Origin of the sequence: Nocardia sp. NPDC101769 (assembly GCF_044766925.1) — a bacterium.
GTDB lineage: Bacteria > Actinomycetota > Actinomycetes > Mycobacteriales > Mycobacteriaceae > Nocardia.
The window spans coordinates 114965-140679 of record NZ_JBIWMX010000014.1 but is presented as its reverse complement, the minus strand read 5'-3'; the positions used below and the strand labels follow the sequence as shown (position 1 = coordinate 140679).

Below are 25715 nucleotides of genomic sequence, written 5' to 3'. Positions count from 1 at the left end.
ATGGCTTGGGATTTCGAGACGGACCCGGAATACCAGAAGAAACTGGACTGGGTCGCGGAGTTCGTCAGGACCGAGGTGGAACCTCTGGACCTGCTCTACCCCAACCCCTACGACCGCCAGAACCCCGAGATCCGGGCGCTCATGAAACCGTTGCAGGAGAAGGTGAAACAGCAGCAGCTGTGGGCCTGCCACCTGGGACCCGAGCTGGGCGGTCCGGGCTACGGGCAGCTGAAGCTGGCCCTGCTCAACGAGATGCTGGGCACGTCCCTGTGGGCCCCGCTCGTCTTCGGCTGTCAGGCACCGGATTCCGGCAACGCCGAGATCCTGGCCCACTTCGGCACGCCCGAGCAGAAGGCGAAATACTTGCAGCCCCTGCTCGATGGCGAGATCGGCTCGTGCTACGTCATGACGGAGCCGACCGGCGGTTCGGACCCGACGACCTTCCGGACCCGCGCGGTGCGCGAGGGCCAGGAGTGGGTCATCAACGGCGAGAAATGGTTCAACTCCGCCGCCGAATTCGCCGCCTTCCACATCGTCATGGCGGTGACGGATCCGGACGCGCCGCCGCATCAGCGACTGTCGATGTTCATCGTGCCCGCCGACGCCCCCGGTCTCGAGATCGTGCGGAACTTCACCGTCCCCGGTTTCAGTGAGCACGAGGCTCACCTGCGCTTCACCGACGTGCGCATTCCGGCGGATGCGCTGCTGGGTGCGGAGGGTCTCGGCTTCGTCGTGGCCCAGACCCGCCTGGGCGGCGGTCGCGTCCACCACGCCATGCGCACGGTCGCGCTGGTGCGCAAGGCCTTCGACATGATGTGCGAGCGGGCGGTGTCGCGGCCGATGGGCAAGGGCGTGCTCGGTGGTAAGCAGATGACCCAGGAGAAGATCGCCGAATCCTGGATCGAGATGGAGCAGTTCCGGCTGCTGGTGCTGCGCACCGCCTGGCGCATCGACAAGGAACAGGACTACCGCAAGGTCCGCCACGACATCGCCGCGATCAAGGTGGCCATGCCCAAGGTCATGCACGACATCGCCCAGCGTGCCATGCATCTGCACGGTGCCATCGGCGTCAGCACCGATCTGCCGTTCCTCGACATGATGAACTACGCCCAGGTGATGGCCATCGCCGACGGGCCGACGGAGGTGCACAAGATCACTCTGGCGAAGGAGGTCCTGAAGACCTACGCGCCCGCAGATCCGGTCTACCCCAGCGGTTTCCGGCCCGCCCTGCGCGAACAGGCGCGTCAGCTGGTGGCCGACCGGCTCGAGCACGCCGTCGGAAACCTCTAGCCCGCCTGATCCAACGGCCCACGGACGAGGGTGATCCGGTGCATCTCGTCCGCGGGCTGATCGGCGATCAGGGTGCCGGGGTGGGATCGTCGATGGTCTTGATGTAGTCGTCCACGTAGGTGGAGAGGATCTGCTCGACACTGAGCAGGAACTTGGTGGCGTTCGCGGCGGTGGGGCCACCGGTGTAATCGCCCGCACCCGCGACGAAGCGCCAACCCTCGGACAGCAATAGCTGCTGGGTGCGCCGGTTGGTCGCCACCCGCTGATCGGCGTGGAAGATGGCGGCGCTGCCGGTGGCCACCACGGCCACCCCGCCCGCGAAGGCGGTGGAAGCTCGGATGAGGGAGCCCTCGAATCCGGCCAGGCCCGTCACCACGGCGCTGGCGACCATTGCGACGAACCGGAGAATCTGTCCCCAGCTGCGGAATCGGCCGGTGAGGTGGCCGGTATTGGTGACCTCACGAGCGTAGGTGCTGGTCCAGAAATCGTGAAATGCGGGGCCGACGGTATTCCAGTCGATGACCGCTGCCATGGCGTCGGTCTGGGCTTGGGGCGACGAGGATCCTGCCACCCGGTCAGTGTGGCACGAGTACCGCTGCCGCGCTCAGCGGTCGCGGCGAGTCCGCCTCGCGGTCAACGGTATTCGGCGGCGTGGCGCGCCCGGCGAGTCGGCTCAGCCCTGGCGCGGCTCGATCCAGAGCGCTTCGGACAGGGCGCAGAGTTCACCGTCGGGGGTCGAGAGCGCCACGCCGACCGTGTGTTTGCGGCCGTCGCGCGCGACCACCCAGGCGTGCGAAATGTAGTCGGCCCCGGCGTACATCGGTCGCAGCTGTTGTGAGGTCATGGCGGCGGTGAACGCGCCGCTGCCCATTCGTGAGAAGACGAACGCGGCCCGGCCGCCCGGGCAGTCGAGCGCCGACCAGACCACCTCGGGCGGGAGTTCCCCGGTCTCGTCGGCGAGCCCGGCGTCGGGGGTCCAGGCGGCGGCCATCATCTGCTCGCCGGGCAGCTCCGACGGGAACAGCAGCAGCCCGCGGCCCGGCTCACAGGCCAGCCCGCAGCCGTAACAGTCGGTGACCGTCCGATCGCCCGACAACCCCAGTTCGACAGCGGATTTCGCCGCTGCCCAGGCGGGTGCCGGCCGCGGGTCGAGGGTGAGCGCCGCGGGCGCGGCCTCGACAAGCAGAGTGTCGTCGGTGGCGGTGAAGGCGGTCCGGCCGTCGCCGGGGCGCGAGAGCAGGATCGGGGTGTCGACCGTGACGGCGCGTCGGAAGTCGACGCGCACGGTGTCGGCGCCGGCCTGGGCGGCCAGCAGGCCCGCGAGGTAGCCGCCGAACGCAATTTCCGGATAACCGTGGATGTGCGTCGGAATGGTGAGCGCCTCGGCCCGAGTCATGCTGACAGTCAACCTCTCCCGGCCGCTCGGCCGATCATCCCTTCGACCATACCCAGGGTGGGCCCGGGCGCCGCCGGTGAGATTTCGCACTCTCGGCGAGAGCGATGACGAGGCCGGGCCTCCGCCGGAACTGCCGAGGCCCGGGCTAGCGGCGCTTGCGCTCGCGGACCAGGTGGGAACGCAGGCGGGAGAAGCCCTTGACCCGCACGCTGCGCAGACGTTGGAGAGCCAGATCATCGTCGTCGTCGAGTTCGATCGCCGCGCCGTCGTCGACCAGGACCGTACCCGGGCGGGCCACACCGGTGAGCCGGGCGGCGATGTTGACCACCGTGCCGTAGAGGTCGCCGAAGCGGGTCAGGACCGGTCCGTAGGCCAGACCCACCCGGATCTGGGGCATCTCCGGAATCGTCTGGGCCGCACGGACGATCGCCGCATTGAGGTCCAGCCCGATGCGGGCGCCGGTGCGGGCGTCCTCCGTCGCGAACATCACCTCGTCGCCGACATTCTTGATCACCCAGCCGCCGTGCGCGGTGATCACCTCGGTGGTCGTGGACTCGAAGGTCTCCAGCAGTTCGGTCAGCTCATCGGGGTCGAGGTGGCGGGACAGCCGGGTGTAGCCGACCATATCGGCGAAGCCGACCAGCAGGTGGCGGGTGCCTCCGCCGGACGCGAGCGAGCGGGTCAGCGCTGCGGCCATGTGCCGTTGCCAGGCGTAGTCCTGCAATTCGGCGAGCACCGTGATGGCTTGTTCGGTGGCCTCCCGGCCCGCCTCGGGCCGACCGGTGCCCGCCGCGATCCGGCCGCCGATCTCGCGGGTGATCAGATCCGCCTGCCATTCGGCGAGCCGCGCCATCGCCTGACCCAGCGTGCGGGCGGCGGCGATCTGGCTCTGCTCGTTCGCGATCGAGGCATGGTCCAGGCTGGCGAAGGCGCGAATCGCGGCGACATCGTTGTCGGTGAACGCCACCTCGTCGTCGCTGGCCGCGGCCGGAAAGCCCAGGGCCACCCAGAGCTTGCGGGCCCGATCGGCGGGTACGCCGGACAGCTCGGCCACCTGGGCGCGGGTGTACCGGCGCGGGCCGCCGAGCAACGACCGTTCAACCACCGCGTCGACCGCCTCGGTCAGGCCACCAGATTCGATCATGCCGCCAGTACAGCACATCGAGTGGCGGAGACAGGGGCGTCCCGCGACAGCATCCGATTCCGCCATTCCTGCGATGGAAACTCCAAAACCGTTGCGGCCGTGGGCGACAGGCGACCACCACAGCTCGCGCACCTCAGGACATGGGTTGGGCGTCGCGTTGGGCGAGCATGATCGTCATCAGCCCGGATTCCTGCGACTGGGCCGTGATCATGCCCCGCGCGGCCTCCTTCACCGGACCCGACGCGATGAGCTCGTCGGCCGCCTTCGCCATGGCCACACCGCCGCGGTGGTGGCGCAGCATGAGTTGCAGGAACAGGACCTCGGCCGCACTGCCGCGCGCGGTGGCCAAGGAGTCGAGCTCGGCCTGGGTGGCCATCCCCGGCATGGACGTGCCGTTCGCCCCGGTCATCGAATGGTCGTGCGCCGCAGTCGAAGCCGAGTTCATCCATGCCATCGGATGCTTGGAGTCCGGCGCGGCGTCGGCCAGGCGCAGCCAGCCGAGCAGGGTGCCGATCTCCATGCGCTGGGCGTCGGCGATCTGCTGGGCCAGCCGGCGCACCGTGGGATCCACGCCGGAATCCAAGCGCTGCACCATGATCAGCGCCTGCTCGTGGTGGGCGGCCATATCCTGGCAGAATCCGATCTCGACCCGGCTGAGCACCGGTGGCGCGGAACGGCTCTCGGGAATCAGCACCGGGCGCAGCAGCACACCGGCCGCGATCAGAGACAGGACCAGAACGGCGGCGCCCAGTGGTCGACGGAGTCGATTGCCGTGGCGGGCAAAGCGATCCGTCACGATCCCACCACGGACTGCTGGTCGGCGGGCGGGGTGTACACGTCGTCGGCGAGCTGCAACACCATGAAGCCGTTGTCATTACAGGTGGCCCACAACTGGTTGCCGTGCCACTCCGGCGGGGAGAAGCACCAGTCGGTGGACAGGTCACCGAACGCGACCATGCCGGACCGCGACGAGAGCGCCTTGTTGGGATCGAACTTGCCCTCCAGCATCGCCCGCGCCGCCGACGGGAACTCCATCACCGGGACGCCGATGAGCGAGGCCAGGGCGTGCGGGGAGTTCCACAGCTCCAGGTTGCGGCCCTTGCGGGCGGGCGGATTGAAGTATGCGATCTCCTTGGCGTGGAACGGATCCCGCACATCGAACACCCGGATGCCGGATTCCTCCCAGCCGCAGGCCAGCGCGGTCGGATTCTCCGGCCGATCGGCGGCACAGTAGTGGGCGTCGTAGGAGAACACCGAGCCGCCCATGGCCGAGGCCAGCATCGAATCCTGATGCTCGGGCAGGTTGATCTCCAACTTGATCTTGGCCGCGACCGTCGGGTTGGTCTCGTCGGAGATATCGATGAGCTTCACCCCGCCCGCACCGCCCTCGTCCACGGTGAACAGGTACGGCTTGCCGTCATAGGTGACCGGAATGCTGTGCTGGGTCGCCCAGCCATCGGTCCAGAACACCCGTCCCAGATGGTTGACCTGCGGGTTCGGATCCCGGCGTTGCACCGCGCTGATGTCCAGCACGGTGAAACCGGCCAGCGCGGACAGATACATGCGGTTGCCGTCCGGGCTGATTCCGAAGCCGTGCGCCTCGATGCCGGTGAGGCCCTGCCAGATCACGTGCGGATTCGCCGGGTCGGTCAGGTCGACCGCGCTGACGAAACCGGGCGCGATGCCCGAGGCCCAGTAGGTCCGGCCGTCCGGGGAGAACCCGCCCTCGTGGGTCGTGATCGGCAGCGGCATCAGCAGATTGGTGCCCGCACCGGTATTGAGCAGCCGCGGGTGCGCGCAGTCGGAGATGTCGTAGACCGACAGGTAGCCGGCGCCCTCACCGACCGGAACGCCGGTGCCCACCAGCAGCTTTCGCTCGGCGTTGACCTTGAGTGATTCCCACGTGCCGGCGAGCATGGCGGGCTCGGTGAGGCTGCCGGTCACCACCGGGTTCGCCGGATCCGAGACGTCCAGCACCTGCACACCCTGCGCGGGTCCGAGAATATTGCCCGGGAACATCGACCCCGTGTACGAGCAGTGGTCATAGGTCGCCGAGGTGATTCCGGCGCCCCTGCCCACATAGCCGCCGACGAACGACAGATTGCACCGATACCCCAGCGTGCTGCGCCCGCTGTTGCGATCCTCCGCCGGAACGTCGCCCTGCAGACCGGTTTCCGGCAGCGCGTTGTCCCCGCAATCCGCCCGCGGCACCGAGGTCCGCCCGACATCCAGGAACTGCTGCACCTGATTCGCGATGTCGGACTGCAGATCCGCCGTCGCGCCCTGCATCGGCAGCAGAGCCGCCCCGAGCAGCGTCACCGCCAGCACCGCCGCCGGCTTGGACCGGCGCACGCCTGTGAACCGCTTCATTGCGGTTACCCCCCGTCTTCTTCCGAAAGTTCGTGCAGTGACCGGTGGCACAGACAGCTGCGCAGTGTGGTCACAGTTACATCTCGGAACGCTAACCCATAAACTGACTGATCGGTAGGGCCGGTGACAAACAAGTGTCTGTGACACGACCGATAAATCGGGCTCGTCGTCTCAGGAGGCGGGCGAAACCCTTTGCCGCACTGTGTAACCGGCTGCCCCGGCGTGGACGAAATCACCGACACCGGCACGGTCATCCACGCCGACCGCACCCTCAACGGCTACATCGGCGGCCTCCCCGCCGGCACCGACACTCCGCCCGTCGTCGTCAAATCCGGCCACCCCGCCCACGCCATCGCCGAAGGCACCTCCTACGGCCCCTCCAGCAAACCCGACCCCAAAATCGTCAAAACCGAAGTAGCCGCCCCCAACTCAACCGACACCCGAGCAATAGACGCCACCGGCTACACCTGTCCCCTCAAAATCCACCCCGTCACCGAGTAACGCGTTGGCTGCCGGCGTCTTCGCTCCGCGTTCACGATGATCACGAACAGGACAGTCGAGACGCCGGCGCGATGGTCGCGGTGCTTTGCGAGTCAGTCTGTGCTGGAATGGGTTTCGCCCCACCTGTTGGCCCAGGTGTCCAGTGGGTCGAGTGCGCCGCGCAGTGCGGCGCCCAGCGGGGTCAGCGCGTACCCGTCCTTGTCTGCGCACAGCACGCCGGCCTCCGTGAGTTCCCTCAGGCGTTGATACAGCACGCTGGACGACAGTCCCTCGCATCGAGAGAGCAGACCCCGCGCTCCGACCGGACCGTCCTGAAGTTCCCAGATGATGCGCAGGGTCCACCGCCGTCCGAGCAGGTCGAGCGCCGCCATCAGCGGACGTCCCGTCGACGAACCGCGTACCGGTCTTCCGGGCCGTGGGACTCCCATCGCACTCCTTGCGTTTCGAATATCGAAACACTAGCATCCGTAGATGTTTCTATTTTCGAAACATGGGAGTTGGGATGTCCAGAATCGAACCTCTCGAGCCGCCGTACGCCGAGGGAACCGGCGCACTGCTGGCCCGAATGATGCCCGGCGGCGCGGCCCCGATCGGCCTGTTCCGGCTTTTCGTCAAGAACCTGCCCATGGCCACCGCGATGCATGGCTGGGGAGGCTATGAGCTGAGCAGGGAGCTGTCACTGAGCCTTCGCGAACGTGAGATCGTCGTCGACCGGACCACCGCGCGCTGCGGTTGTGAATACGAGTGGGGTGTGCACCTCGCGGTTTTCGCGGGGCGTGCCGGGCTCACCCCGGAACAGCAGATCTCGCTCACCCACGGTGAGGCCGACGATCCTTGCTGGACAGTGGAATCCGAACGTCTACTGATCCGCGCGGTCGACTCCTTGCACGACGAGTGCGATATCGATGACGGTCTGTGGGGCGCACTGGCGAAGGAATTCGATGAGCAGCAGTTGCTGGATCTCGTGCTCCTCTGCGGCTGGTACCACGCGATCAGCTTCGTCGCGCGTGTGACCAGATTGCCGAACGAGCCCGGTACGCCGAACTTCGCCGATCTACTGGCGACCGCGGGATAGACCCACCGCCGTTCCGCTTCCCGACGGGGGCTCGATCACCCCGGTCAGCAGTTCTCGGCAGGCGTCGAGGAGGCGGGTGCGGAGGAGTTCGGCGCGGGCCGCGATGTCGGCCTGGGCGCGGACGTATTCGGCTCGGCCGGCGGGGGTTTCGATGCGGATGGGGGTGTAGCCGTAGTCGAGGAGGTCGTAGGGGCTGGCCTTCATGTCGAGTTCTCGGGCGGCGCAGGCCAGCTCGAAGGCGTCGAACAGTAGGTCGGACGAGATCAAGGGTGTCAGTTTGAAGCCCCACTTGTAGATGTCCATGTTGGCGTGGAGGCAACCCGGTTGCTCGCGGTCTATCTGCGATTCGCGGGTCAGGGGTTCGATGTTGCGCGGAGCGGCTTCGGGGGTGAAGAAGCGGAAGGCGTCGAAGTGGGTGCAGCGCAGTTGCATCGACTCGACGACGGTGTCGGTGCCCTGGTGGCCCAGACGAAGGGGGACCTGTTGGTGGCGGACGTCGTCGGTGCGGTAGACCATCGCCCACTCGTGCAGCCCGAAGCAGGAGAGCTGGGCGGAGCGGGTGGCGGTGGCCGCGAGGAGCCGAGCGACGAATTCGAGGGTGTCGCGGCGCTTTTCGAGGAACGCGGGGTCGGCGGTCCAGCCGGAGGTCGGGGCACCGGCGGGGTCGGTGGCCGAGATCTGGTGGTAGCCGCGGGAACCCGCGTAGTCGTCGGCGTCGGCGAGCGCAACGCCGAAGCCCGGATGCCACTTTCGGAGCTGGGCGGGCTTGTGGCCGTAGTACGTGAACAGGAAGTCGATCACCGGGTGCTTCGAACCGGCCGCTCGGCGTTCGAGATACGGGCCGACCAGGGCGTCGACGCGGTCGCGGTGGGCGGCCGCCCGGCCCCGCCAAGCGGGGCCGGACAGCCATTCGGGTCCGGGCGACACGGTGGAATCGGTGCGCGCGTTCATCATTCGGCGAGGCGGTGGGTGGCGTCGCGGACCGTGCCGACGAACTCCTCCACCAGGTCTTCCAGGGCCACGATGCCGACCGTATTGCCGCGGCTGTCGACCACGCGGCCCAGATGCGAGTTGGTGCGGCGCAGGCGGGCCAGCGCCTCGAACAGGGTGGTTCCCATGCTGACGGTGGGCAGCGGGCGGATATCGGTGCGGGGGATGGGGGTGCCCGGGCCCGCACTGTCGTCGGCGGTCAGATCGAGCACGTCCTTGACATGCAGGTAGCCGACCAGGGAACCGTCGCCCGCGCGCACCGGGTACCGGGAGAAGCCCGTCTCGGCGACGGCGGATTCGATATCGCCCAGCGTGGTCCCGTCCCCGCGCAGCGGCACCGAGCGGGTCTTGGCCAGCGTCACCATCACATCGGCCACGATCCGGTCGCTCGAGCCCAGCGCCTGGGTGAGGCGGCGATGCTCTTCCTCGTCCAGCAGGCCCACCGAACGCGACTCCCCGAACATCTCCGCCAGCTCCACCGACGACACCGTGGAATCCAGCTCGTCCTTCGGTTCGATCCGCAGGGCGCGCAAGGTGATATTGGCCGCGAAGTTGTAGATCGCGATCAACGGCTTCGCCAGCCGCAGCCACATCAGATGCAGTGGAACCAGCAGCAGCGCCGACCGTTCCGGCCCGGCGAGAGCGATGTTCTTCGGAATCATCTCGCCCAGCAGAATGTGCAGGATCACCACGATGGTCAGCGCCAGCGCGAACGAGATCGGATGCAGCAGCGAATTCGGCACACCCACGAGATCGAACGGCTTCTCCAGCAGATGCGCCACCGCCGGCTCTCCCACGCGACCCAGCAGGATCGAGCAGATCGTGATGCCCAGCTGCGCGGCTGCCAGCATCATCGACAGGTTCTGACCCGCCTGGATGACCGTGTTGGCACTCCGCTTGCCCTGCGCCGCAAGCGCTTCCAGCCGGTCGCGGCGCGCGGAGATGAGCGCGAACTCCGCGCCCACGAAGAACGCGTTGCCCAGCAGCAGCACCAGCGTGAGCAGGACGGCGTACAGGTCACCCATGGCTGTGCTCCCAGGTCGCGAGGGTCTCGGCGTCGACGGGCCGGATCAGGACGCGGTCGATGCGCCGGCCGTCCATCCGCTCCACGCGGGCGATCCAGCCGCCCTTGGTGTGCGGCTGCTCCAGCTGGTGGTTGCCGGGCTGCGGCAGCAGCACCTCGTCGCCGGTCTCGGGGATCCGGCCCAGCCGGGTCAGCACCAGGCCGCCGATGGTTTCGTACTCACCCTCGGGTGCGTCGTAACCGGTGGTGCGGGAGACCTCGTCGGTGCGCAGCAGGCCCGAGCAGTTCCAGCCGTTCGGGGTGCGGCGCACATCGAGTTCCTCCTCGTCGTGCTCGTCGCGCACGTCGCCGAGGATCTCCTCGATCAGGTCCTCCATGGTGACGATGCCGGCGGTGCCGCCGTACTCGTCGACCACCAGCGCCACCTGCATGCCGTCCCGACGCACCCGCTCGAGCACCTCGTCACCGTCGAGGCTGGCAGGCACGATCGGCACCGGCTGGGCGATCGTCTTCAGCTTGGTGCTGCGGCGATCCTTCGCCGGGTACACGAAGGTCTGCTTCACGTGCACGAAGCCCAGGGTGTTGTCCAGATCGCCGTCGATGACCGGGAACCGGGAGTAGCCGGTCTCGCGGGCGGCGTCGACCAGATCGGCGAGAGTGCAGTCCTGATCGAGGGATTCGATCCTCATCCGCGGCGTCATCAGCTCCTCCGCGGTGCGCTCACCGAACTGCAGCGAGCGATCCACCACCTGCGCGGTGCGCTGATCCAGCACCCCGTGCAGGGCGGAAGTCCGCACCAGCGAACCCAATTCCTGCGGCGAACGCGCCGAACGGAGTTCTTCCGCGGGCTCCACGCCCAGCCGACGTACCGCCCAGTTGGCGGCCCCGTTCAGGAAATTGATCATCCACTTGAACACGGTGGAGAACGCGATCATCGGCCCGGCCGTCAGCCGGGCCATGGACAGCGGATTGGCGATGGCGATGTTCTTGGGCACCAGCTCGCCGTAGACCATGGACAGCGAGGTCGCGATGAGCAGTGCCAGCGCCAGCGAAATGCCCTGTGCGGTACCGGCGCTCACCCCGAACGAGCGGAACATCGGCTCCAGCAGCCGCGCCAGCACGGGCTCGGCGATATAACCGGTGATCAGCGTGGTGATGGTGATGCCCAGCTGGGCGCCCGACAACTGGAAGGAGAGCGTGTGATGCGCCTGCCGCACCTGCCGGGCCCGGCGGTCGCCGTCGCGGGCGTGCGCCTCCACGGTGGAGCGTTCCAGAGCGGTGAGCGAGAATTCGGCGGCGACGAACAGTGCCGTGCCGGCGGTCAGAGCGATGAATCCGAGCAGACTGAGAACGGTGAGCAGGACCGACACGGTCAGCACCACCTGGCCGTTTCCGAAGCCGGTATTGCGGGGAAGCCGGGTTCGTCACCCGGCTCGGTAGAGGAGCCCTCCTGTGAAGCGCCCTTGGACGCGGGTGACAACTGGTTCCTTTCGCAGGGGTTGCTGGCGGAGATACGCCACGGATACCCATTTCTTGGGTCCGGTGAGGCCATGGTACCGGGCCTCTTCCACGGCTTCCGCACAGCGGGGCCATATCACATCCGGCGGCGGCCTCGCATCGCCGCCGGGCCGGGCCCCGCATACGCGAAACCCGGCGGATCCCAGAGGGACCCACCGGGTTCGGGTTGTGCAGTACCAACCGGTGGTGATCACCAACCGGAGGGCAGCGGCCGGCCCTCGGCGAAACCGGCGGCCGACTGCACGCCCAGCATGGCGCGCTCGTGGAACTCGCCGATGGTGCGGGCGCCGGCGTAGGTGCAGGAGCTGCGCACACCGGAGGTGATGTGGTCGATCAGGTCCTCCACGCCCGGGCGCTCGGGATCGAGGCGCATGCGCGAGGAGGAGATGCCCTCCTCGAACAGTGCCTTGCGGGCGCGGTCGAACGCCGAGTCGGTGGCGGTGCGGGCGGCCACGGCACGCTTGGAGGCCATGCCGAAGGACTCCTTGTACCGGTTGCCGTCGCGGTCGACGCGCAGGTCGCCGGGCGACTCGTAGGTGCCCGCGAACCACGAGCCGATCATCACGTTGGCCGCGCCGGCCGCGAGGGCCAGGGCCACGTCGCGCGGGTGGCGAACGCCGCCATCGGCCCACACGTGCTTGCCGAATTCCTTGGCGGCCGCGGCACATTCGGCCACGGCCGAGAACTGCGGGCGGCCCACGCCGGTCATCATGCGGGTGGTGCACATGGCGCCGGGGCCCACACCGACCTTGATGATGTCCGCGCCGGCCGCGATCAGATCGCGGGTGCCGTCGGCGGAGACCACATTGCCCGCGACCAGCGGCACGCCCAGATCCAGTGCGGCCACCGAGGCCAGCGCCTCCAGCATCTTCTGCTGGTGGCCGTGCGCGGTGTCCATGACCAGGACGTCGGCGCCCGCGTCGACCAGGGCCTTGGCCTTGGCCGGGATGTCGCCGTTGATGCCGACGGCGGCCGCGATGCGCAGCCGGCCATTGGCGTCGGTGGCCGGGGTGTAGATGCCGGTGCGGATGGCGCCGGTGCGGGTCATCACGCCCGCGAGGGTGCCGTCGGCATTGACCAGCACGGCCAGGTGGGCGTGCTTGGCCTCGAGCAGATCGAAGATGTCGCGCGGCGAGGAGTCGGCCGGGGCGCTGACGAAATTGGCGTCGGCGACCACGCTCAGGCGGGCGAAGCGGTCCACGTCTGCGCAGGCGCCCTCGGTGACCACTCCGACCGGCTTGCCGTTCTCGACCACCACGACCGCGCCGTGGGCGCGCTTGTGGATGAGGGCCAGCGCATCGGACACCGACTGGTCAGGATCGAGCACCACGGGGGTGTCGGCGGTGAGGGAGCGGCTCTTGACGAAGGCGATGGTGTCGGAGGCCGCGGGGATCGGAAGATCCTGCGGCAGTACCACGATGCCGCCCCGGCGGGCGACGGTCTCGGCCATGCGGCGGCCGGCGACGGCTGTCATATTGGCGACCACGAGCGGAATGGTCGTGCCGGTCCCATCGGTGGTGGAGAGATCGACATCGAACCGGGACGCCACATCCGTCCGGCGGGGGACGAGGAAGACGTCGTCGTAGGTCAGGTCGTAGGGCGGAGTCTGCCCGGGAAGAAACTGCACGTTGGACCATGGTAGCTGAATGCTGAGAGTTCGCGGTGCGATCAGGCGGGGAAAATGCCAGGCGGGTGCCAGCGACGTCTCCTAGGTTGGCGTCCGTGACCGACCTTGCGGCGCTCGCCGATCGACTGGATGTCAGCGACACCATCACGAAACTCTTCGTCTACTGCGACCAGGCCCGCTGGGCCGACCTGCGCGAGTCGGTGTTCGCGGAGGAGGTGTTCTTCGACAACGGCTTCGGCGGACCCGTCGGCCCGCGGTCCGGCGCCGACATCGCCGATGCCTGGGCCACCGGCCTGGGTGCGCTGGACGCGGTCCAGCACCAGGCCGGCAATCACCTCGTCGAGATCACCGGCGACACGGCGCTGGCCCACGCCGACGCCATCGCCGTGCACGTGAAGAACGACGCCGCGGGCGGCACCACCCGATGGTTCGTCGGCAGCTACGTCCTCGGCCTGCAGCGCACCGAAAAGGGCTGGCGCATCGACCGTTTCGAATACAAGCTGAAGACCATCGACGGCAACGCCGACCTGCTCTGAGCCTCGGCTCAGGACGCGGTGGGGATGAACAGCGCCTCGAAGGGCGGTTCGCCCACCGCGACGGTCGTGTGACCGCATCCCCCGGTGTCGGCGGCCAGCACCAGATCACCCGGTGCGAACCGCCGGCGCTCACCGTCGGAGGTGGTCACCTCGATCGCGCCGCGCAGCATGACCACCCATTGCCGGGCCGGGGCCGGATGCGGCTCACTGTCGAAGCCCGCGCTGCGCAGGTAGGACACACCCGCGGTCGAGGGCATGCCGCCGACGGCCATGGCGGGCACTCCGACCGCCAGAGTCCGCTCGGTCAAAGGGATTTCGGCGTCGGTGAACTTCGAACCACCCTCGTTCGTGGATTCGATGACGGTGTAGCGCAGGTTCTTTCGTTCGCTCATGACTCACATGCTCACCGCTCGGCGGCGAGTTCGCGATTCCCTGCGGGGAATGACGCGGAGGCTGTCCGCTCCCGATACCGAGCCACCCGAGTTCGTTTGCTAAAAGATTGCTCCGGCTCGTTTCGGGCTCGGAGTTATCTCAATCTCGTCCGATTTGCCGGGAAACTCGCGCGATTTCACGCGCGTGTCGTAGGAACATCCAAACGTGTTGGCGTCAGCGGGACGAACGCCGCGCCACGCCCGGCTTGCGCTTCTTGTTGTGCGGCCGGCTCTCACCCTTCGGCCGCTGCCGGAACCGCGGCTGCTCGCGCGGAGCCTCCGCCGCGGGCGCGGGCGGCGCCGAAGGGTCCGGCACCGGTCGGCCGCTCGGCCGACGCGCCCCCGTGATCTCGAGCAGCCGCCGATCGCCGGGCCGCACTTCCACGTCGGTGAGCGTCACCGAGGCCCGCTCCGCCAGCCGCGCGGCCTCCTCCCGGTCGTCCGGGGTGACGATGGTGACGACCGTGCCCGACGCGCCCGCCCGCGCGGTTCGCCCGGTCCGGTGCAGATAGTCCTTGGGATCCGCGGGCGGATCCACGTGCACGACCAGCGAGACATCGTCGATGTGCAGCCCGCGGGCGGCCACATCGGTGGCGACCAGCACGGGCGCGGTTCCGTCCGCGAATGCCGCGAGCATGCGATTGCGCTGGTTCTGCGCCTTGCCGCCGTGCAGCGCGACCGCGCCGATCCCGATCTCGCGCAGCTTGCGCGCCAGCTTGTCGGCACCGTGCTGGGTGCGCACGAACAGCAGCGTCCGGCCTTGCCGCGCGGCGATCTCGCTGACCACCGCCCGCTTGTCGGACCGCCGCACATGCAGGGCGTAGTGCGCGATATCGGGTCCGGCCGCAATGCTCCCGAGCTCGCCGCCCGAATCCGCGCCTGACACCGTGGCGTCCACCGGCTCCGGCACCGTCGCGGCCGGAACGGCGCCGATCGCATGGGTCGCCGGTTCCCGCAGGTACTTCCGCACGAGTCCGTCGACCGTCTCGTCGAGGGTCGCCGAGAACAGCAGTTGCTGCGCCTCGCCCGGCACCTTGTTGAGCAGCGCCGTCAGCTGCGGCAGGAAGCCCAGCTCGGCCATGTGGTCGGCCTCGTCGACCGTGACGACCCGAATGTCGCCCAGCTGCACCGCTTTCCGCCCGAGCAGATCGGTCAACCGCCCCGGCGTCGCGATGACGACATCAACCCCGCGCGCCAGCCGCTCCTCCTGCTTCTTGATCGGCAACCCGCCGACCGCCGTGGCCAGCCGCAACCCCAATGACAGCGCGGGCTCGTCCAGCGCGCTCTCGATCTGAATCGCCAGCTCCCGGGTCGGGGCCAGAATCAGCCCCCGCGGCCGCCGCGGCGCACTCGGCGCACCGAACAGCCGCACCAGCATCGGCAGCCCGAACGCGAGCGTCTTCCCCGAACCCGTCGCCGCCCGGCCCAGCACGTCCCGCCCATCCAGAATGTCCGGAATCACCGCTGCCTGAATGGGAAACGGCTTATCGATCCCGCCTCGCCGCAGCGCCTGCACGAGCACCGGCGGCAATCCCAGATCCGCGAACCGCACCTCGCCGCCCTCGGAACCGGCCCCGGCGCGGTCGTCCACCGGGCTCGTGGTCCCGGCCGGGTCGCGCTGGTCCCGCCCGCTCTCGCGGGCGCCGGTCCGGCGTCGGGCTTCGGCCACCCTGTCGGTCGGCGGAGCCTCGGCTGCGGGTGACGAGTCGGTGGCGATGGTTTCCTCCCGGGCTGAAGTGGGTGTCGAAGTCGGAGTGGGCGCGGGGTCGCCGCTGGTCGCGGGCGATGGCGAAAGGCTCTCGCCCGGGCCGGAATGGGCCGCGGACATGGCGGATTGCGGCGCGCCCGAGCCGGATTCGGGGGCGGGCAGGCGGGGATCAGGCACGGCTGACCAGGCGGCTGAGTTCGACCAGCCAGGGGATCGCGACGGCGAGGGTCGGGACGACCAGGATCGCGGCGGCGGCCACGTAGGCGGCGACGGCGATGCGGAGATCGCCGATGGGTCCGGCCAGGCGCTGGATCCGGATCAGGGTGGTCGGGCCGCCGACGGCCATGGCGCCCTGCGGGGCTGGGGAATTGGAGCAGGCCACCAGGGCGCGTGCCAGGGGAGTGGGACCGGTGACCTTGACCGCGGAGTCGTCGGCGAGCAGTTCGATGAGCAGCTTCACCGAGTCCAGCGCGGATTTGGAGCGGACCACCCGGGGGAACGCCTCGTGCGCGGCGGTGAAGGCCTCGAGCACCAGATCGTGGCGGGCGCGCAGGTGCGAGCGTTCGTGGCTGACGATGGCGGTGAGTTCCTCGTCGGACAGGTTGGTGACGGTGCCCTGGCTGAGAACCACGCGCCGCCGCAGACCGGGCAGGCAGTAGGCGATGGGCTCGGTAGCGGCCAGTACTCGGATGTCGGCCGATTTCCGGTGCACGCCGGACTGATCCAGCAGGTCGACCAGCATGCGGTGGCGGGCACGGCGGCGGCGGGTGTGGATGCCGACCCGGATCACCGACCAGATCAGCCGTGCCCCGACGAGCAGGGTGAGCGCGAACACCAGGACCAGGGCCAGCCACAGCGGCAGACCGAGGGCGTCGATCTCCTTGCTGGGCGTGGTGGTCGGACGGCCGTCGCCGCCCGGGACGAGGAGCCGGGAGGCGATGGCGAGTCCGGAGCCGAAGGCGCTCAGCACCGCGGCCAGCGCGATCGCCTGCCACAGCACCAGCGCGGCACGGGGACTGCGATAGGGCCAGGTCGCCCGGCTGAGCAGCGCTGGAACCGGTCCCGCCAACAACAGGGCGAGACCGGCGAAAACCGGCGCTGTCCAGTCCATGTCCTCAGCTCACTGCGTTGTGGGGCTCGGGCCGAGGCTACGGCTATTTGGACTCGGGTTTGTCCTTGCGCGCCACCTCGGTGGCTTCGAGCTTAGCGAGTGCGTCGCGCAATGCGGCAGCCTCGTCCGCACCGACCTGTTCGACGAAGTGCACGAGCGCGGCGCGCCGGCTGCCGACCTCGTCCGCCTGCTGCAGCGCGTCGACCATGAGGCTGGCGACGAGTTCGTCGCGAGTGTGCACCGGCGCGTACCGGTGTGCGCGGTCGTCGCGCTGCTGGACCACTAGATTCTTCTTCGCCAAGCGTTGCAGAACGGTCATCACCGTGGTGTACGCGAGTTCACGACGCTCAGCGAGGGCTTCATGGACCTGCCGGACCGTTTGCGGTTCGTCGGCCGACCACAACTGGTCCATGACCGCTTTCTCGAGTTCACCAAGACCTGCCATCCCACAAGTTTACGGAGACAACGACAGGAATGCGTACTACAGCCCGTCGTAACCGGCGAGTTGCTGGTGTGGTATTGCTCATACCCCGGCGTCCGCCGGCATGCCTCCGGATCGGGAGTCGCGCACGTGCCGGTCGCCGATCGGCACGATCATCGGCCGCCCCGACACCGGGTCCTCGAGCACCTCGGCGCGCAGGCCGAAAACCTCGCGCAGCAGTTCGGCGTCGATGATGTCGGCGGGGACGCCCTGGGCGACGATGCGGCCGGCGTGCATGACGATGAGGCGGTCGCTGTAGCGGATGGCCAGATTCAGATCGTGCAGGACCATGACGACGGTGCGGCCGAGATCGTCGTGCAGGCGATCGACCAGGTCGAGGACCTCGAGCGAATGGGCGAGGTCGAGGTAGGTGGTCGGCTCGTCGAGCAGCAGGATGTCGGTGCCCTGGGCCAGCGCCATGGAGATCCAGGCGCGCTGGCGCTGGCCGCCGGAGAGCTCGTCGAGGGTGCGGCCCGCCAGGTCCCCGATGCCGGTCTGTTCCAGCGCGGCGGTCACCTCGGCCTCGTCGTCGGCCGACCACTGCCGCAGCCAGGACTGATGCGGATGACGGCCGCGGGCAACCAGATCCGCGACGGTCAGGCCCTCGGGCGCGACCGGCGTCTGGGGCAGCATGCCGACGATGCGCGCGATGTCCTTGGTCTTCATGGTGGAGATGGCCTTGCCGTCCAGCAGGACCCGGCCGGACCGGGGCCGCAGCAACCGGCCCAGGGAGCGCAGCAGCGTCGACTTGCCGCAGCCGTTGGGGCCGATGACGGTGGTGATCAGCCCGGGCTCGATCCGCACCGAGAGCCCGTCGACGATGACCCGATCGCCGTAGCCGAGGGTGATGTCTTCCGCAGCGAGAGTCACGGTGTCGCCTTCCGGTTGGTGCGAACGAGCAGGTAGAGCAGGAACGGTCCGCCGACGGCCGCGGTGACCACGCCGACCGGCAGTGAGACGGGAAAGGCGGTGCGCGCGAGCAGGTCCGCCCCGACCACCGCGATGGCTCCGACCAGTGCCGAGGCGATGACCGGTTCCCCGGGGGCCCGCAGCAGTCGCCGCGCGATCTGCGGTGCGGCCAGCCCGACGAACCCGAGCGGGCCCACCGCCGCGGTCGCCAGCGCGGCGCAAGCGACCGCGGCGGCTATGAGAATCGCCTGCTGGGTCTGGATGCGGACGCCGAGGATGCGCGTGGTGTCGGTGCCGAACCGCAGCGCGGCCAGCGTCCGCGCCGACCCGGCCGTGACGAGCAGCGCGACGCCCAGGCCGATCGCGGCGGGCACGAGGGTCGACCAGTCCGCGGTGTTCAGCGATCCGGTGAGCCACTGCTGGGCCTGCGCGGCATCGGTGAGCGTGGCCCGGGTCAGCAGCCAGCTCACCGCCGACAGCAGCGCCGCGTTCACGCCGATCCCGATGAGCACCAACCGGAATCCCGTGACCCCGCTGTCCCCGCTCGTGGTCCGGCTCCAGGCCAGCAGGTAGATCAGCACGGCGGTGAGCAGCCCGCCGGCCAGTGCCGCCGCCGAAACGCCCAGCGCCGCAGCCGTGCCCGTCCCGACGCCACCCATCCCGACCAGCACCGCGACCGCACCACAGCTCGCTCCGGAGGTGATGCCCAGCAGATCCGGGCTGGCCAGCGGATTGCGCAGAATCGACTGCGTCACCGCGCCCGCCAGTCCCAGTGCCGCTCCGACCGCGATCGCGGTCAGCGCCCTGGGCAGCCGTGAATCCATGATCACGAACCGCTGCGCGCGAGTCCCTCCGCCGCCCAGCACATCCAGCACTCGCCCGAGCGGAATCCGGAACTCGCCCACCGCGATATCCAGCGCGAACAACCCGAACAACAGGGCCGCCAGCGAGATCACGGTGAGTAGCGCACCGATCCGCAGCACCGCCGAGAACCCGCCCACCCGCACCGCGGGCCGGACAGCGCGCAATTCGTCAGCGTGAGCCCGGTCGCCGCTCCCGAATGGTTCCGCGCTTCCGGGAGTGCCGGGGTGATCGGAGGCGATCGGCGGTGTTGCCGGTGTGAGCCGGGCGGAGGGTGATCCGGTGCTTCCGGAGGCGTTTGCCGTGGGGTGGCCAGGGCTCACAGGGGCTGCGGTGTCGTTGGGAGGTGTCGGAAGAGTCACAGGCTCACCAGCTTTCGGCGGCGGACCAGAAGGATGAAGAACGGCGCTCCCAGGGCGGCGAGGGTGACACCGGCCTGGAGTTCGCCCGGCCGGGCGATGAGGCGGCCGGCGGTGTCGGCCAGCAGCAGGACCAGTGCGCCGAGCAAGCCTGAAAAGGGGAGCAGCCAGCGATAATCGGGGCCGGTGAGGGCGCGCGCGAGGTGGGGGACGATCAGGCCGAGGAAGGCGATCGGTCCGACGGCGGCGGTGGCCGCGCCCGCGAGGAGGACGACGGCGGCCAGACCGAGCGCCCGGCTGCGGGTGACATTCACGCCGAGACCGCGGGCGACATCATCGCCGAGACCGAGCAGGTTCAGGGCGGGGGCGGACGCCAGAGCGAGGATCGCGCCCAGGGCGAGGAAGGGCAGCACCTGGCCGAAGGTGGAGGCATCGTGCCCGGCCACGTCGCCGACCACCCAGTAGCGGTAGGTATTGCGGGCCGTGCCGTCCAGCAGGACAACGATATTGGTCATGGCCTGGAGGAATGCGGTGACCGCCGCGCCCGCGAGGACCAGGCTGAGCGGGCTCGCCCGGCCGCCCCCGAGCGAGGAGACGCCGAACACGACCAGGCCGGCGAGCAGGGCGCCCGCGAAGGCGAACCAGATGTACTGCGCGGGCGTGGTGAGGGCGAGCAGGTGAATGCTCAGCGCGGCGAGGAAGGCCGCGCCCGCATTGATGCCCAGTAATCCGGCGTCCGCCAGCGGGTTTCGGGTGTAGCCCTGGATCAGGGCGCCGGCCATGCCGAGCGCGAGTCCGGCGACCAGGGCGAGTCCTGTTCGCGGAAGGCGTAATTCGCGCACGATCTGAGCGGCCGAGCCGTCCGCGGGACACGAGAGTGGCAGTCCGCCAGGGCAAATGAGCGCGTCGTACACGGTTTCGAGACTCAGATTCCGCGAGCCGAGGGCAATGCTGGCCGCGACGGCACACAGCAGCAGGGCGGCGAGAACGAGAAGTCCGGACAGACGTCGCCGTCTGGTGGTGACTACGGCGGGCACGGTGACGAACTACTCCTGACGCGTTCATTGCTCGATAAGTCTGGTAAGCCTAACCTATCTTCCCGTGCTCGTTGTCCCGCATTGGTCGAATAGTCGATGAATGAGGAGGTTCGATGCTCGAACCCGTAACCGTGTCCACGCCACGCGATTCCAGGCTCGCCTTCGGGACGGCCTGTTCCCGCCTGCGCGCCCTGCAACCCGAACACCCGCGCGTCTACGCCGTCGCCGCCATGGCCGAACAGGGCAAACGTCGCTGGTGGCGGCTCGCCGACGGCATCCGCGAGGGCCGGATCGAGGTGATGTACCGGCGGCACGCGGCCGAGATGAGCAATGCCGACATCGCGGCCGAGGTGGTGGCCACGGCGCTGATCCACGCGGTGATCGGACGGGTGATGGCCATGGTGGTGTCCGAGGGCCGGGCCTGGGATCCGGGCCTGGAGAACCTGTGGATCCACACCGACAACGACGGCGGCATCGACTGGGCGGGCCTGTCCGACACCACGATCCGCGTGATCGACGGCGACCTCCTCACCCGCGAGGACGGTGTCGTGGCCCTGCCCTGTGAGCCGGCGCTCTACGTCTGGCTCGCCCACCGCTGCCTGCCGGCCCTGTCCCTGGTCCAGGAGGCGATCGCGCGCTGCGCGGGTCTGGGCGTGCGCCGCTTCTGGGGCCTGGTCGCGGAATCCATTGTGGGCGCGGCGACCTACGTGCCCGCGCTGTCGCGTACCTCCTCCTCGGAGGGCTCGCGCCGCGGCCAGGCCATGCTGGCCGCGTTCGAGGACCGCGGTCTACCGGTCCGCCGGGCCTGCATCAGGTAGGTCCGACCCGCACCCGGCGTCGGCCGGTCGAGACCGGATCCGGTCTCGACCGGGGTCAGCAGACGGACACCGGCCCCGCTGCGTCGTCCGCGGCCTGGGTGGAGCCGGGCCGCCGCCGGGAATGCAAGGGCCAGAGCAGAACCCACAGCACGCCGTAGAGCACTGCCACCGCGAGCATCAGCACCAGCCACGCGGGATAGAGCACGATCAGGCACAACTGGAGGAACTGCTTGACGCCGATCGGATAGTCAGCGGCCTGGGACAGCACGAACGGCAGCCCCGCGGCCCTCAGGAACATCCGCAGGAGCGACTCGGCCGGTGTTCCGGGCAGCGAATCGGATTCCGGGACAGACATTGTCGGGCCTCGCTCCTCAGACCGTGATGGTGATCTGCTGGTCGATGGTCTCGATGGCCGACTGCAGCACGCCGGCCTGGTCCTGGTTGCTGGTGGCGTTCAGCTGCAGGACGTAATAGACGCCGCCCGCACCCGGAATGACCACGGTCTCCTGCGCGGACACCGCCGGAATGCCCTGCAGCGTGTAGGTTCCCGCGATCCGGTAGGCGGGGAATCCGGAGACGGTGGTGACCGACCCGGCGCCGATCTGGGTGAAGCCGGGCAGGTTCTTCATCTCTCCGGCGGCGTCGGTGATCAGCTTCTGCGGATCGACCGTGCCCTGCAGTTTCGACAGCAGCGCAATGATATTCGGGGTGTAGTTCGCCCCCGCCGCCTCCGCGCCGTCGTAGACGATCGCGCCGATGGCGTAGTCGGGGGTGTCGGCCCCGGCGTTGGCCCAGCCGTCGGGGAAGGGCAGGCCGATCGCCGGCGCGCCCGGATCGCCGTTGTGCACCGGGGTTTCGATGATGTGCTGGTCCTTGATGTAGTCGGCGATCGTGTAGTTCGAGCCACCGGTGGTGTCGAGCGTGCGCGGGGAGAGTTTGCCGCTGGCCGGATTCGCCGATGTGGTCGGCTTGGCCGCGCTCGAGGTCACCGACGCCGAGGACGCCGGGGCGCTCTTCGCGCTGTCCTTGCTACCGCAGCCGGTGAGCGCCACGCTCACTGCCAATGCCGCCACGGCGACCCCGATCAGGCCGCGATTTCCCATCATCATGGGCACCTCCTTGTCGAATCGAGCCGTCGAAAGGTAGCCACGCGGGATTGGGATTCGATTGGAACAGCCGTCCATGCCGGTTCCAATCCGCGCCGATTACCGTCCGCGAGAGCCGGCGACGAGCCGATACAGCGGAACCCGAGGAGCGGCCATGCGCGAAGGCCTGCACGGGGACGATGCCCGGCGAGTGAACGGGTAAGTGGTCTCGCTGGTCCCGTCACTCGTGCCCCGCGGTCGTGTCACTCGTGCGTGGCGACCCCGCGCAGGCCGGCGATTCGGGCCGACAGCAGCGGGTCCCACGCGTGCTCGCCGGTGGTGTCCGCGATGCCCTGTGCTCGGGCGAGCAGTCCGAGCGCCTCGGCGGTGCGGTGGTGGCGCGTCTCGATATCGGCGAGCAGGGCCAGGAAGAACGGGGCCATGACGGTGCTGCCGTCCTCGGTGATGGCCTCGAACGCCGCGAAGGCGGCGGCCGGATCGGTGTGGTCGCCGGTGAGTGCGCGTGCCCAGACCTCGACCACCTTGGCGCAGGCCGCCCACTGTCCACCGCCCGCTGCGCTGAGTTCCTCGTACACCGCCGCGGCGGCGCCCGCGGTGCCCTCGGTGACGCCCAGCACCGCGTAGACCTCCACGAAGGTCAGCCGCGCGGCCAGGATATTGAAGACGTCACCGCGAGTCCGGGCCAGCTCCAACGACATCCGGCAGCATTCTTCGGCCGCGGCCCGGTCGCCGCGCAGCGCCTCCATCAAACCCATCCAGCAGTACACCCGGGGATGGAAGAAGTGTGTCGGGTCGCTGACCGTCTCCGGTGGCGGGAAGGTCTCGAGCATGCGCTGGGCGCGGGCCAGCATGTCGTCCCGGTCGCCCCGCAGTGCGGTGGTCATGATGTCCACGAAGTGGCTCGCGACCCCGGCGGCGGGGTCGTTCGAGGCCCTGTACCGGGCCCGGAGGCCGTTGGCGATGACCTCGGCCTCGTCGAGCCGGCCGCGGGCGCACAGCATCATGCAGCGCATGGCCGCCGCGCCGTAGAAGTCACCTCCGTCGATCTGCTCCCCGAGTTCGAATGCGCGTTGCACGGCGGCCAGGGCCGCGGCGCTGGTCTGGCCGTGCAGGATGCCGCGGGCCCCGGCCAGGTGCAGCCACAGGGCCGACTGTCGTTCCAGCAGTTCGGGTTTGGCGGGCAGGCGGCGGCAGATCTGCAGCGCGTGCTCGACCAGGGCGACGATGTCCGCGTAGGCGGAGCGGGCGAGGGCACGCTGGATCACGGTCTCGTGGATCTCCAGGGCCGCATGGGTATTGATCTCGGTGCCCGCCCGCCACGCGTGGTCGGCGGCGGCGATGGCCTCCTCATAGAGCGAGGTCGGCAGCGCGGCAGCGCGATCCGACGCGATGGCCGCGTGCGTGGCGGTCCGCTCCGCCACCGGAATCCGCACCAGCACCGCGTCGCGCAGCAGGCCGTGACTGAAGCAGAACACGCCCGGCCGTTCCCGGTGCTCGTCGAGCAGACCCGTTTCGTAGGCCGGGCGCAGCCGGTCCCGGACCGACTGGACCGGGGAGTCGAGGATGCCCGCGAGCGTCGCGACATCGAACTCCGGGCCGATCACCGCGGCCGCGGCGAGCGCGCGCCGGCCGGGCTTGCCGAGCACCGCCAGCCGGCGACCGACCGCGGCGGCGATGGCATCGGGGACGGCGTCGAGGTCGGGCACGGCGGGGCCGCCCGGTTGTTCGCCGGCCGCGAGTGCTCGCACCAATTCCTTGATGTAGAAGGGATTTCCGCGGGCATGCGCCCACAGGTGCTGCGACAGTTCCGGGGTGGCGGGCGCGCCGGTGAGCCGCTCGATCAGCTCGCCGGCCGCATCGCGGTCCACGCCCCGCAGGGGCACGGTCGAGATCTCGCTCGACCCGGTGAGCTTCTCGTACAGCTGCCGGTTGACCGGGCGGCCGCTGCCGAAATACGTCCAGGTGCAGACGATCTGGATGGGCAGGCGGGCGATGCGTGCGGTCAGCAGGAGCAAGGCGCTGCCGGAGGCGGCGTCGGCGAGGTGCAGGTCGTCGATGATCAGCAGCAGCGGGCGCAGGGCGGCCAGCTCGGCCAGGGCGGTCACGATGCCCTCGAAGAGGGGGAAGCCGGTCGCGGCGGGCCCGGGCGTGGCCGCCGCCGCGCCGGTGTGCCACTCGGGCACCAGCGCGTCGATGACGCCGGGGGCCTTGTGGCGCACCGCGTTCCGGCCCGCCTCGCCGAATTCGTCGCCCAGGCGGCGCAGGATCTGGATCCATATCCACAGTTGGGGGACGCGAATACCGGTGGGGTGGGCCGCCCAGGCGACCGTCAGACCGGCCTCCCCGGCGCGGCCGGACACCGCGTCGGCCACGGCCGTCTTGCCGATTCCGCTCTCCCCGGTCACCACGATCAGACCGCCCGACCCGGCGTGGGCGCGTGTCACCGAGTCGGTGAGCGCTTCGAGTTCGACGGCGCGGCCGACCAGGGCCGGTCGGCGGACGTCCGGTCCGGTCACGACAAGTGGTGCGGGCGAGGGTCTTTCGAGCAGCAGCTCAGTGCTGTTGTCGCTGATCTTGCGATACAGGGTGCGCAGCTCGTCGCCCGGCGGTGCCCCCACTTCCCGGTCGAGCGCGTCGCGGGCGCGCTCGAAGGCACCCAGCGCGTCGGGTCCGCGTCCGGTGCGGAAGAGCACGAGCATCAAATGGCCCCACAGCTTTTCGTGCACCGGATCGTTCGCGAGGGCGGCCTCGATTTCGGGTATCAGTTCACTGCCGCCGCCCAGCCGCAGCGCGGCGCCGAATCGGGACTCGATCGCGAGCCTGCGCAGCACCGAGTACCGCAGCACTTCCGCATGGGCGAACTCGTGATCGGCGAATTCGCCGAAAGGCCGGCCGCGCCACAGTCGCAACGCCGTGGTCAGCTTGTCGAACCCGAGTTCCGCGTCGTCGCGGCCGAGCGCCGCGCGGCCCTCATCGACCAGGTGTTCGAAGGTGGCGAGGTCGAGCCGATCCTCGCCCAGCAGGGTCAGCCGATAGCCGAGCGGCAAGGTCTCCAAGCGCGTCACCGGGGCATCGGTCCCGGCGGCCGTCAGGCACCTGCGGAGATTGGAGACATAGGACCGCAGTGATACCAGCCCTTTGGCGGGCGGCTCGTCGTGCCACAGCGCGTCGGTGAGCCGGTCGACGCTGACGACCGTGCCGCGCTCGGCCAGCAGTACGGCGAGCACACACCGCTGTTTCGGCCCGCCCAGGGCCGCCGGGGCCCCGTCGACGCACGCCTCGATCGCGCCGAACAGCGAGTACTCGACCGGACCGGTCATGCGGATGCGTCTCTCTCGTACGTGCGGACACGGCGAAAACCGCAGAATTGGTTTGTAACACGTCCCGCCGCGCCCCGCCCACAGGTCATGGAAATTCAGCGCA

At 69.4% G+C, this 25715-nt stretch carries 25 protein-coding genes; 5 read left to right on the top strand and 20 right to left on the bottom strand.

The genetic code is table 11. The annotated features are described in order from the left end of the window. Positions 1–1290, top strand: coding sequence for an acyl-CoA dehydrogenase family protein (locus tag ACIRRA_RS22600; protein WP_402771244.1), 1290 nt, complete (start codon positions 1–3; stop codon positions 1288–1290). A 67-nt stretch (positions 1291–1357) separates the two neighbouring features. Here ACIRRA_RS22600 and ACIRRA_RS22595 read toward each other — a convergent pair whose 3' ends face one another. The 5 genes from ACIRRA_RS22595 to ACIRRA_RS22575 all read right to left on the bottom strand — a co-directional run bounded on the left by ACIRRA_RS22595 (position 1358) and on the right by ACIRRA_RS22575 (position 6200). Beyond that, positions 1358–1861 (bottom strand): DUF4231 domain-containing protein, encoded by a 504-nt coding sequence (locus ACIRRA_RS22595; RefSeq protein ID WP_356996420.1) that lies wholly within the window; start codon positions 1859–1861, stop codon positions 1358–1360. A gap of 102 nt (positions 1862–1963) precedes the next feature. Then, a complete protein-coding gene (locus tag ACIRRA_RS22590) occupies positions 1964–2686 on the bottom strand; it encodes a PaaI family thioesterase (protein ID WP_402771241.1) in 723 nt (240 codons plus the stop codon). A 145-nt stretch (positions 2687–2831) separates the two neighbouring features. After that, positions 2832–3830 (bottom strand): adenylate/guanylate cyclase domain-containing protein, encoded by a 999-nt coding sequence (locus ACIRRA_RS22585; protein WP_402771239.1) that lies wholly within the window; start codon positions 3828–3830, stop codon positions 2832–2834. A gap of 133 nt (positions 3831–3963) precedes the next feature. Next, entirely contained in the window at positions 3964–4626 is a 663-nt protein-coding gene (locus ACIRRA_RS22580) for a DUF305 domain-containing protein (protein WP_402771238.1), read from the bottom strand. Then, positions 4623–6200 carry an LVIVD repeat-containing protein gene (locus ACIRRA_RS22575; protein WP_402771236.1) on the bottom strand — a complete coding sequence of 526 codons (1578 nt, stop codon included), beginning with the start codon at positions 6198–6200 and terminating at the stop codon, positions 4623–4625. Before ACIRRA_RS22575 ends, ACIRRA_RS22580 begins: the two co-directional genes overlap by 4 nt. A gap of 222 nt (positions 6201–6422) precedes the next feature. Between ACIRRA_RS22575 and ACIRRA_RS22570 the strand changes: the two genes are divergently transcribed. After that, positions 6423–6701 (top strand): hypothetical protein, encoded by a 279-nt coding sequence (locus ACIRRA_RS22570; RefSeq protein ID WP_402771233.1) that lies wholly within the window; start codon positions 6423–6425, stop codon positions 6699–6701. 92 nt (positions 6702–6793) lie between these two features. Here the strand turns inward: ACIRRA_RS22570 and ACIRRA_RS22565 are convergent, their stop codons facing one another. Continuing rightward, positions 6794–7129 carry a winged helix-turn-helix transcriptional regulator gene (locus ACIRRA_RS22565; RefSeq protein WP_402771230.1) on the bottom strand — a complete coding sequence of 112 codons (336 nt, stop codon included), beginning with the start codon at positions 7127–7129 and terminating at the stop codon, positions 6794–6796. A gap of 74 nt (positions 7130–7203) precedes the next feature. Here ACIRRA_RS22565 and ACIRRA_RS22560 point away from each other — a divergent pair, with 74 nt between their 5' ends. Beyond that, the gene (locus tag ACIRRA_RS22560; protein ID WP_402771227.1) at positions 7204–7776 is read left to right on the top strand and encodes a carboxymuconolactone decarboxylase family protein; all 573 of its coding nucleotides are present in this window, start codon (positions 7204–7206) and stop codon (positions 7774–7776) included. Here the strand turns inward: ACIRRA_RS22560 and ACIRRA_RS22555 are convergent. From ACIRRA_RS22555 to ACIRRA_RS22540, 4 genes are all read right to left on the bottom strand, one after another. Further along, positions 7756–8727, bottom strand: a complete 972-nt coding sequence (locus tag ACIRRA_RS22555) for a 3-methyladenine DNA glycosylase (protein ID WP_402771444.1) — start codon at positions 8725–8727, stop codon at positions 7756–7758. The genes ACIRRA_RS22560 and ACIRRA_RS22555 overlap by 21 nt on opposite strands. Continuing rightward, complete coding sequence (locus ACIRRA_RS22550) at positions 8727–9791, bottom strand: hemolysin family protein (RefSeq protein WP_402771224.1); 1065 nt, start codon at positions 9789–9791, stop codon at positions 8727–8729. Before ACIRRA_RS22550 ends, ACIRRA_RS22555 begins: the two co-directional genes overlap by 1 nt. Then, positions 9784–11160 carry a hemolysin family protein gene (locus tag ACIRRA_RS22545; RefSeq protein WP_402771441.1) on the bottom strand — a complete coding sequence of 459 codons (1377 nt, stop codon included), beginning with the start codon at positions 11158–11160 and terminating at the stop codon, positions 9784–9786. Before ACIRRA_RS22545 ends, ACIRRA_RS22550 begins: the two co-directional genes overlap by 8 nt. Before the next feature lie 338 nt (positions 11161–11498). Continuing rightward, the gene (locus tag ACIRRA_RS22540) at positions 11499–12935 is read right to left on the bottom strand and encodes a GuaB1 family IMP dehydrogenase-related protein (RefSeq protein ID WP_356996428.1); all 1437 of its coding nucleotides are present in this window, start codon (positions 12933–12935) and stop codon (positions 11499–11501) included. Positions 12936–13030: 95 nt separating this feature from the next. Between ACIRRA_RS22540 and ACIRRA_RS22535 the strand changes: the two genes are divergently transcribed. Then, entirely contained in the window at positions 13031–13471 is a 441-nt protein-coding gene (locus tag ACIRRA_RS22535; RefSeq protein WP_402771216.1) for a nuclear transport factor 2 family protein, read from the top strand. An 8-nt stretch (positions 13472–13479) separates the two neighbouring features. On the opposite strand, the gene ACIRRA_RS22530 is transcribed toward ACIRRA_RS22535, so the two are convergent. From ACIRRA_RS22530 to ACIRRA_RS22500, 7 genes are all read right to left on the bottom strand, one after another. Further along, the gene (locus tag ACIRRA_RS22530; protein ID WP_356996430.1) at positions 13480–13863 is read right to left on the bottom strand and encodes a hypothetical protein; all 384 of its coding nucleotides are present in this window, start codon (positions 13861–13863) and stop codon (positions 13480–13482) included. Positions 13864–14077: 214 nt separating this feature from the next. Continuing rightward, positions 14078–15787, bottom strand: a complete 1710-nt coding sequence (locus tag ACIRRA_RS22525; protein ID WP_402771213.1) for a DEAD/DEAH box helicase — start codon at positions 15785–15787, stop codon at positions 14078–14080. After that, positions 15780–16721 (bottom strand): M48 family metalloprotease, encoded by a 942-nt coding sequence (locus tag ACIRRA_RS22520; protein WP_402771210.1) that lies wholly within the window; start codon positions 16719–16721, stop codon positions 15780–15782. Before ACIRRA_RS22520 ends, ACIRRA_RS22525 begins: the two co-directional genes overlap by 8 nt. A 43-nt stretch (positions 16722–16764) precedes the next feature. Continuing rightward, positions 16765–17166 carry a BlaI/MecI/CopY family transcriptional regulator gene (locus ACIRRA_RS22515; protein ID WP_354831823.1) on the bottom strand — a complete coding sequence of 134 codons (402 nt, stop codon included), beginning with the start codon at positions 17164–17166 and terminating at the stop codon, positions 16765–16767. A gap of 78 nt (positions 17167–17244) precedes the next feature. Then, complete coding sequence (locus ACIRRA_RS22510) at positions 17245–18072, bottom strand: ABC transporter ATP-binding protein (RefSeq protein WP_402771206.1); 828 nt, start codon at positions 18070–18072, stop codon at positions 17245–17247. After that, positions 18069–19139: a FecCD family ABC transporter permease gene (locus tag ACIRRA_RS22505; protein WP_402771203.1), complete on the bottom strand. Its 1071-nt coding sequence runs from the start codon at positions 19137–19139 to the stop codon at positions 18069–18071. The genes ACIRRA_RS22510 and ACIRRA_RS22505 overlap by 4 nt, the downstream gene beginning before the upstream one ends. Before the next feature lie 191 nt (positions 19140–19330). Next, complete coding sequence (locus ACIRRA_RS22500) at positions 19331–20368, bottom strand: FecCD family ABC transporter permease (RefSeq protein ID WP_402771200.1); 1038 nt, start codon at positions 20366–20368, stop codon at positions 19331–19333. Positions 20369–20481: 113 nt separating this feature from the next. Here ACIRRA_RS22500 and ACIRRA_RS22495 point away from each other — a divergent pair, with 113 nt between their 5' ends. Further along, a complete protein-coding gene (locus tag ACIRRA_RS22495) occupies positions 20482–21186 on the top strand; it encodes a hypothetical protein (protein WP_402771197.1) in 705 nt (234 codons plus the stop codon). A 55-nt stretch (positions 21187–21241) separates the two neighbouring features. On the opposite strand, the gene ACIRRA_RS22490 is transcribed toward ACIRRA_RS22495, so the two are convergent. The 3 genes from ACIRRA_RS22490 to ACIRRA_RS22480 all read right to left on the bottom strand — a co-directional run bounded on the left by ACIRRA_RS22490 (position 21242) and on the right by ACIRRA_RS22480 (position 25612). Beyond that, positions 21242–21541: a hypothetical protein gene (locus tag ACIRRA_RS22490; RefSeq protein WP_402771195.1), complete on the bottom strand. Its 300-nt coding sequence runs from the start codon at positions 21539–21541 to the stop codon at positions 21242–21244. A 16-nt stretch (positions 21542–21557) separates the two neighbouring features. Continuing rightward, positions 21558–22295, bottom strand: a complete 738-nt coding sequence (locus ACIRRA_RS22485) for an LpqN/LpqT family lipoprotein (RefSeq protein WP_402771192.1) — start codon at positions 22293–22295, stop codon at positions 21558–21560. Positions 22296–22534: 239 nt separating this feature from the next. Then, positions 22535–25612, bottom strand: a complete 3078-nt coding sequence (locus ACIRRA_RS22480; RefSeq protein WP_402771189.1) for a BTAD domain-containing putative transcriptional regulator — start codon at positions 25610–25612, stop codon at positions 22535–22537. Positions 25613–25715 lie beyond the last annotated feature (103 nt).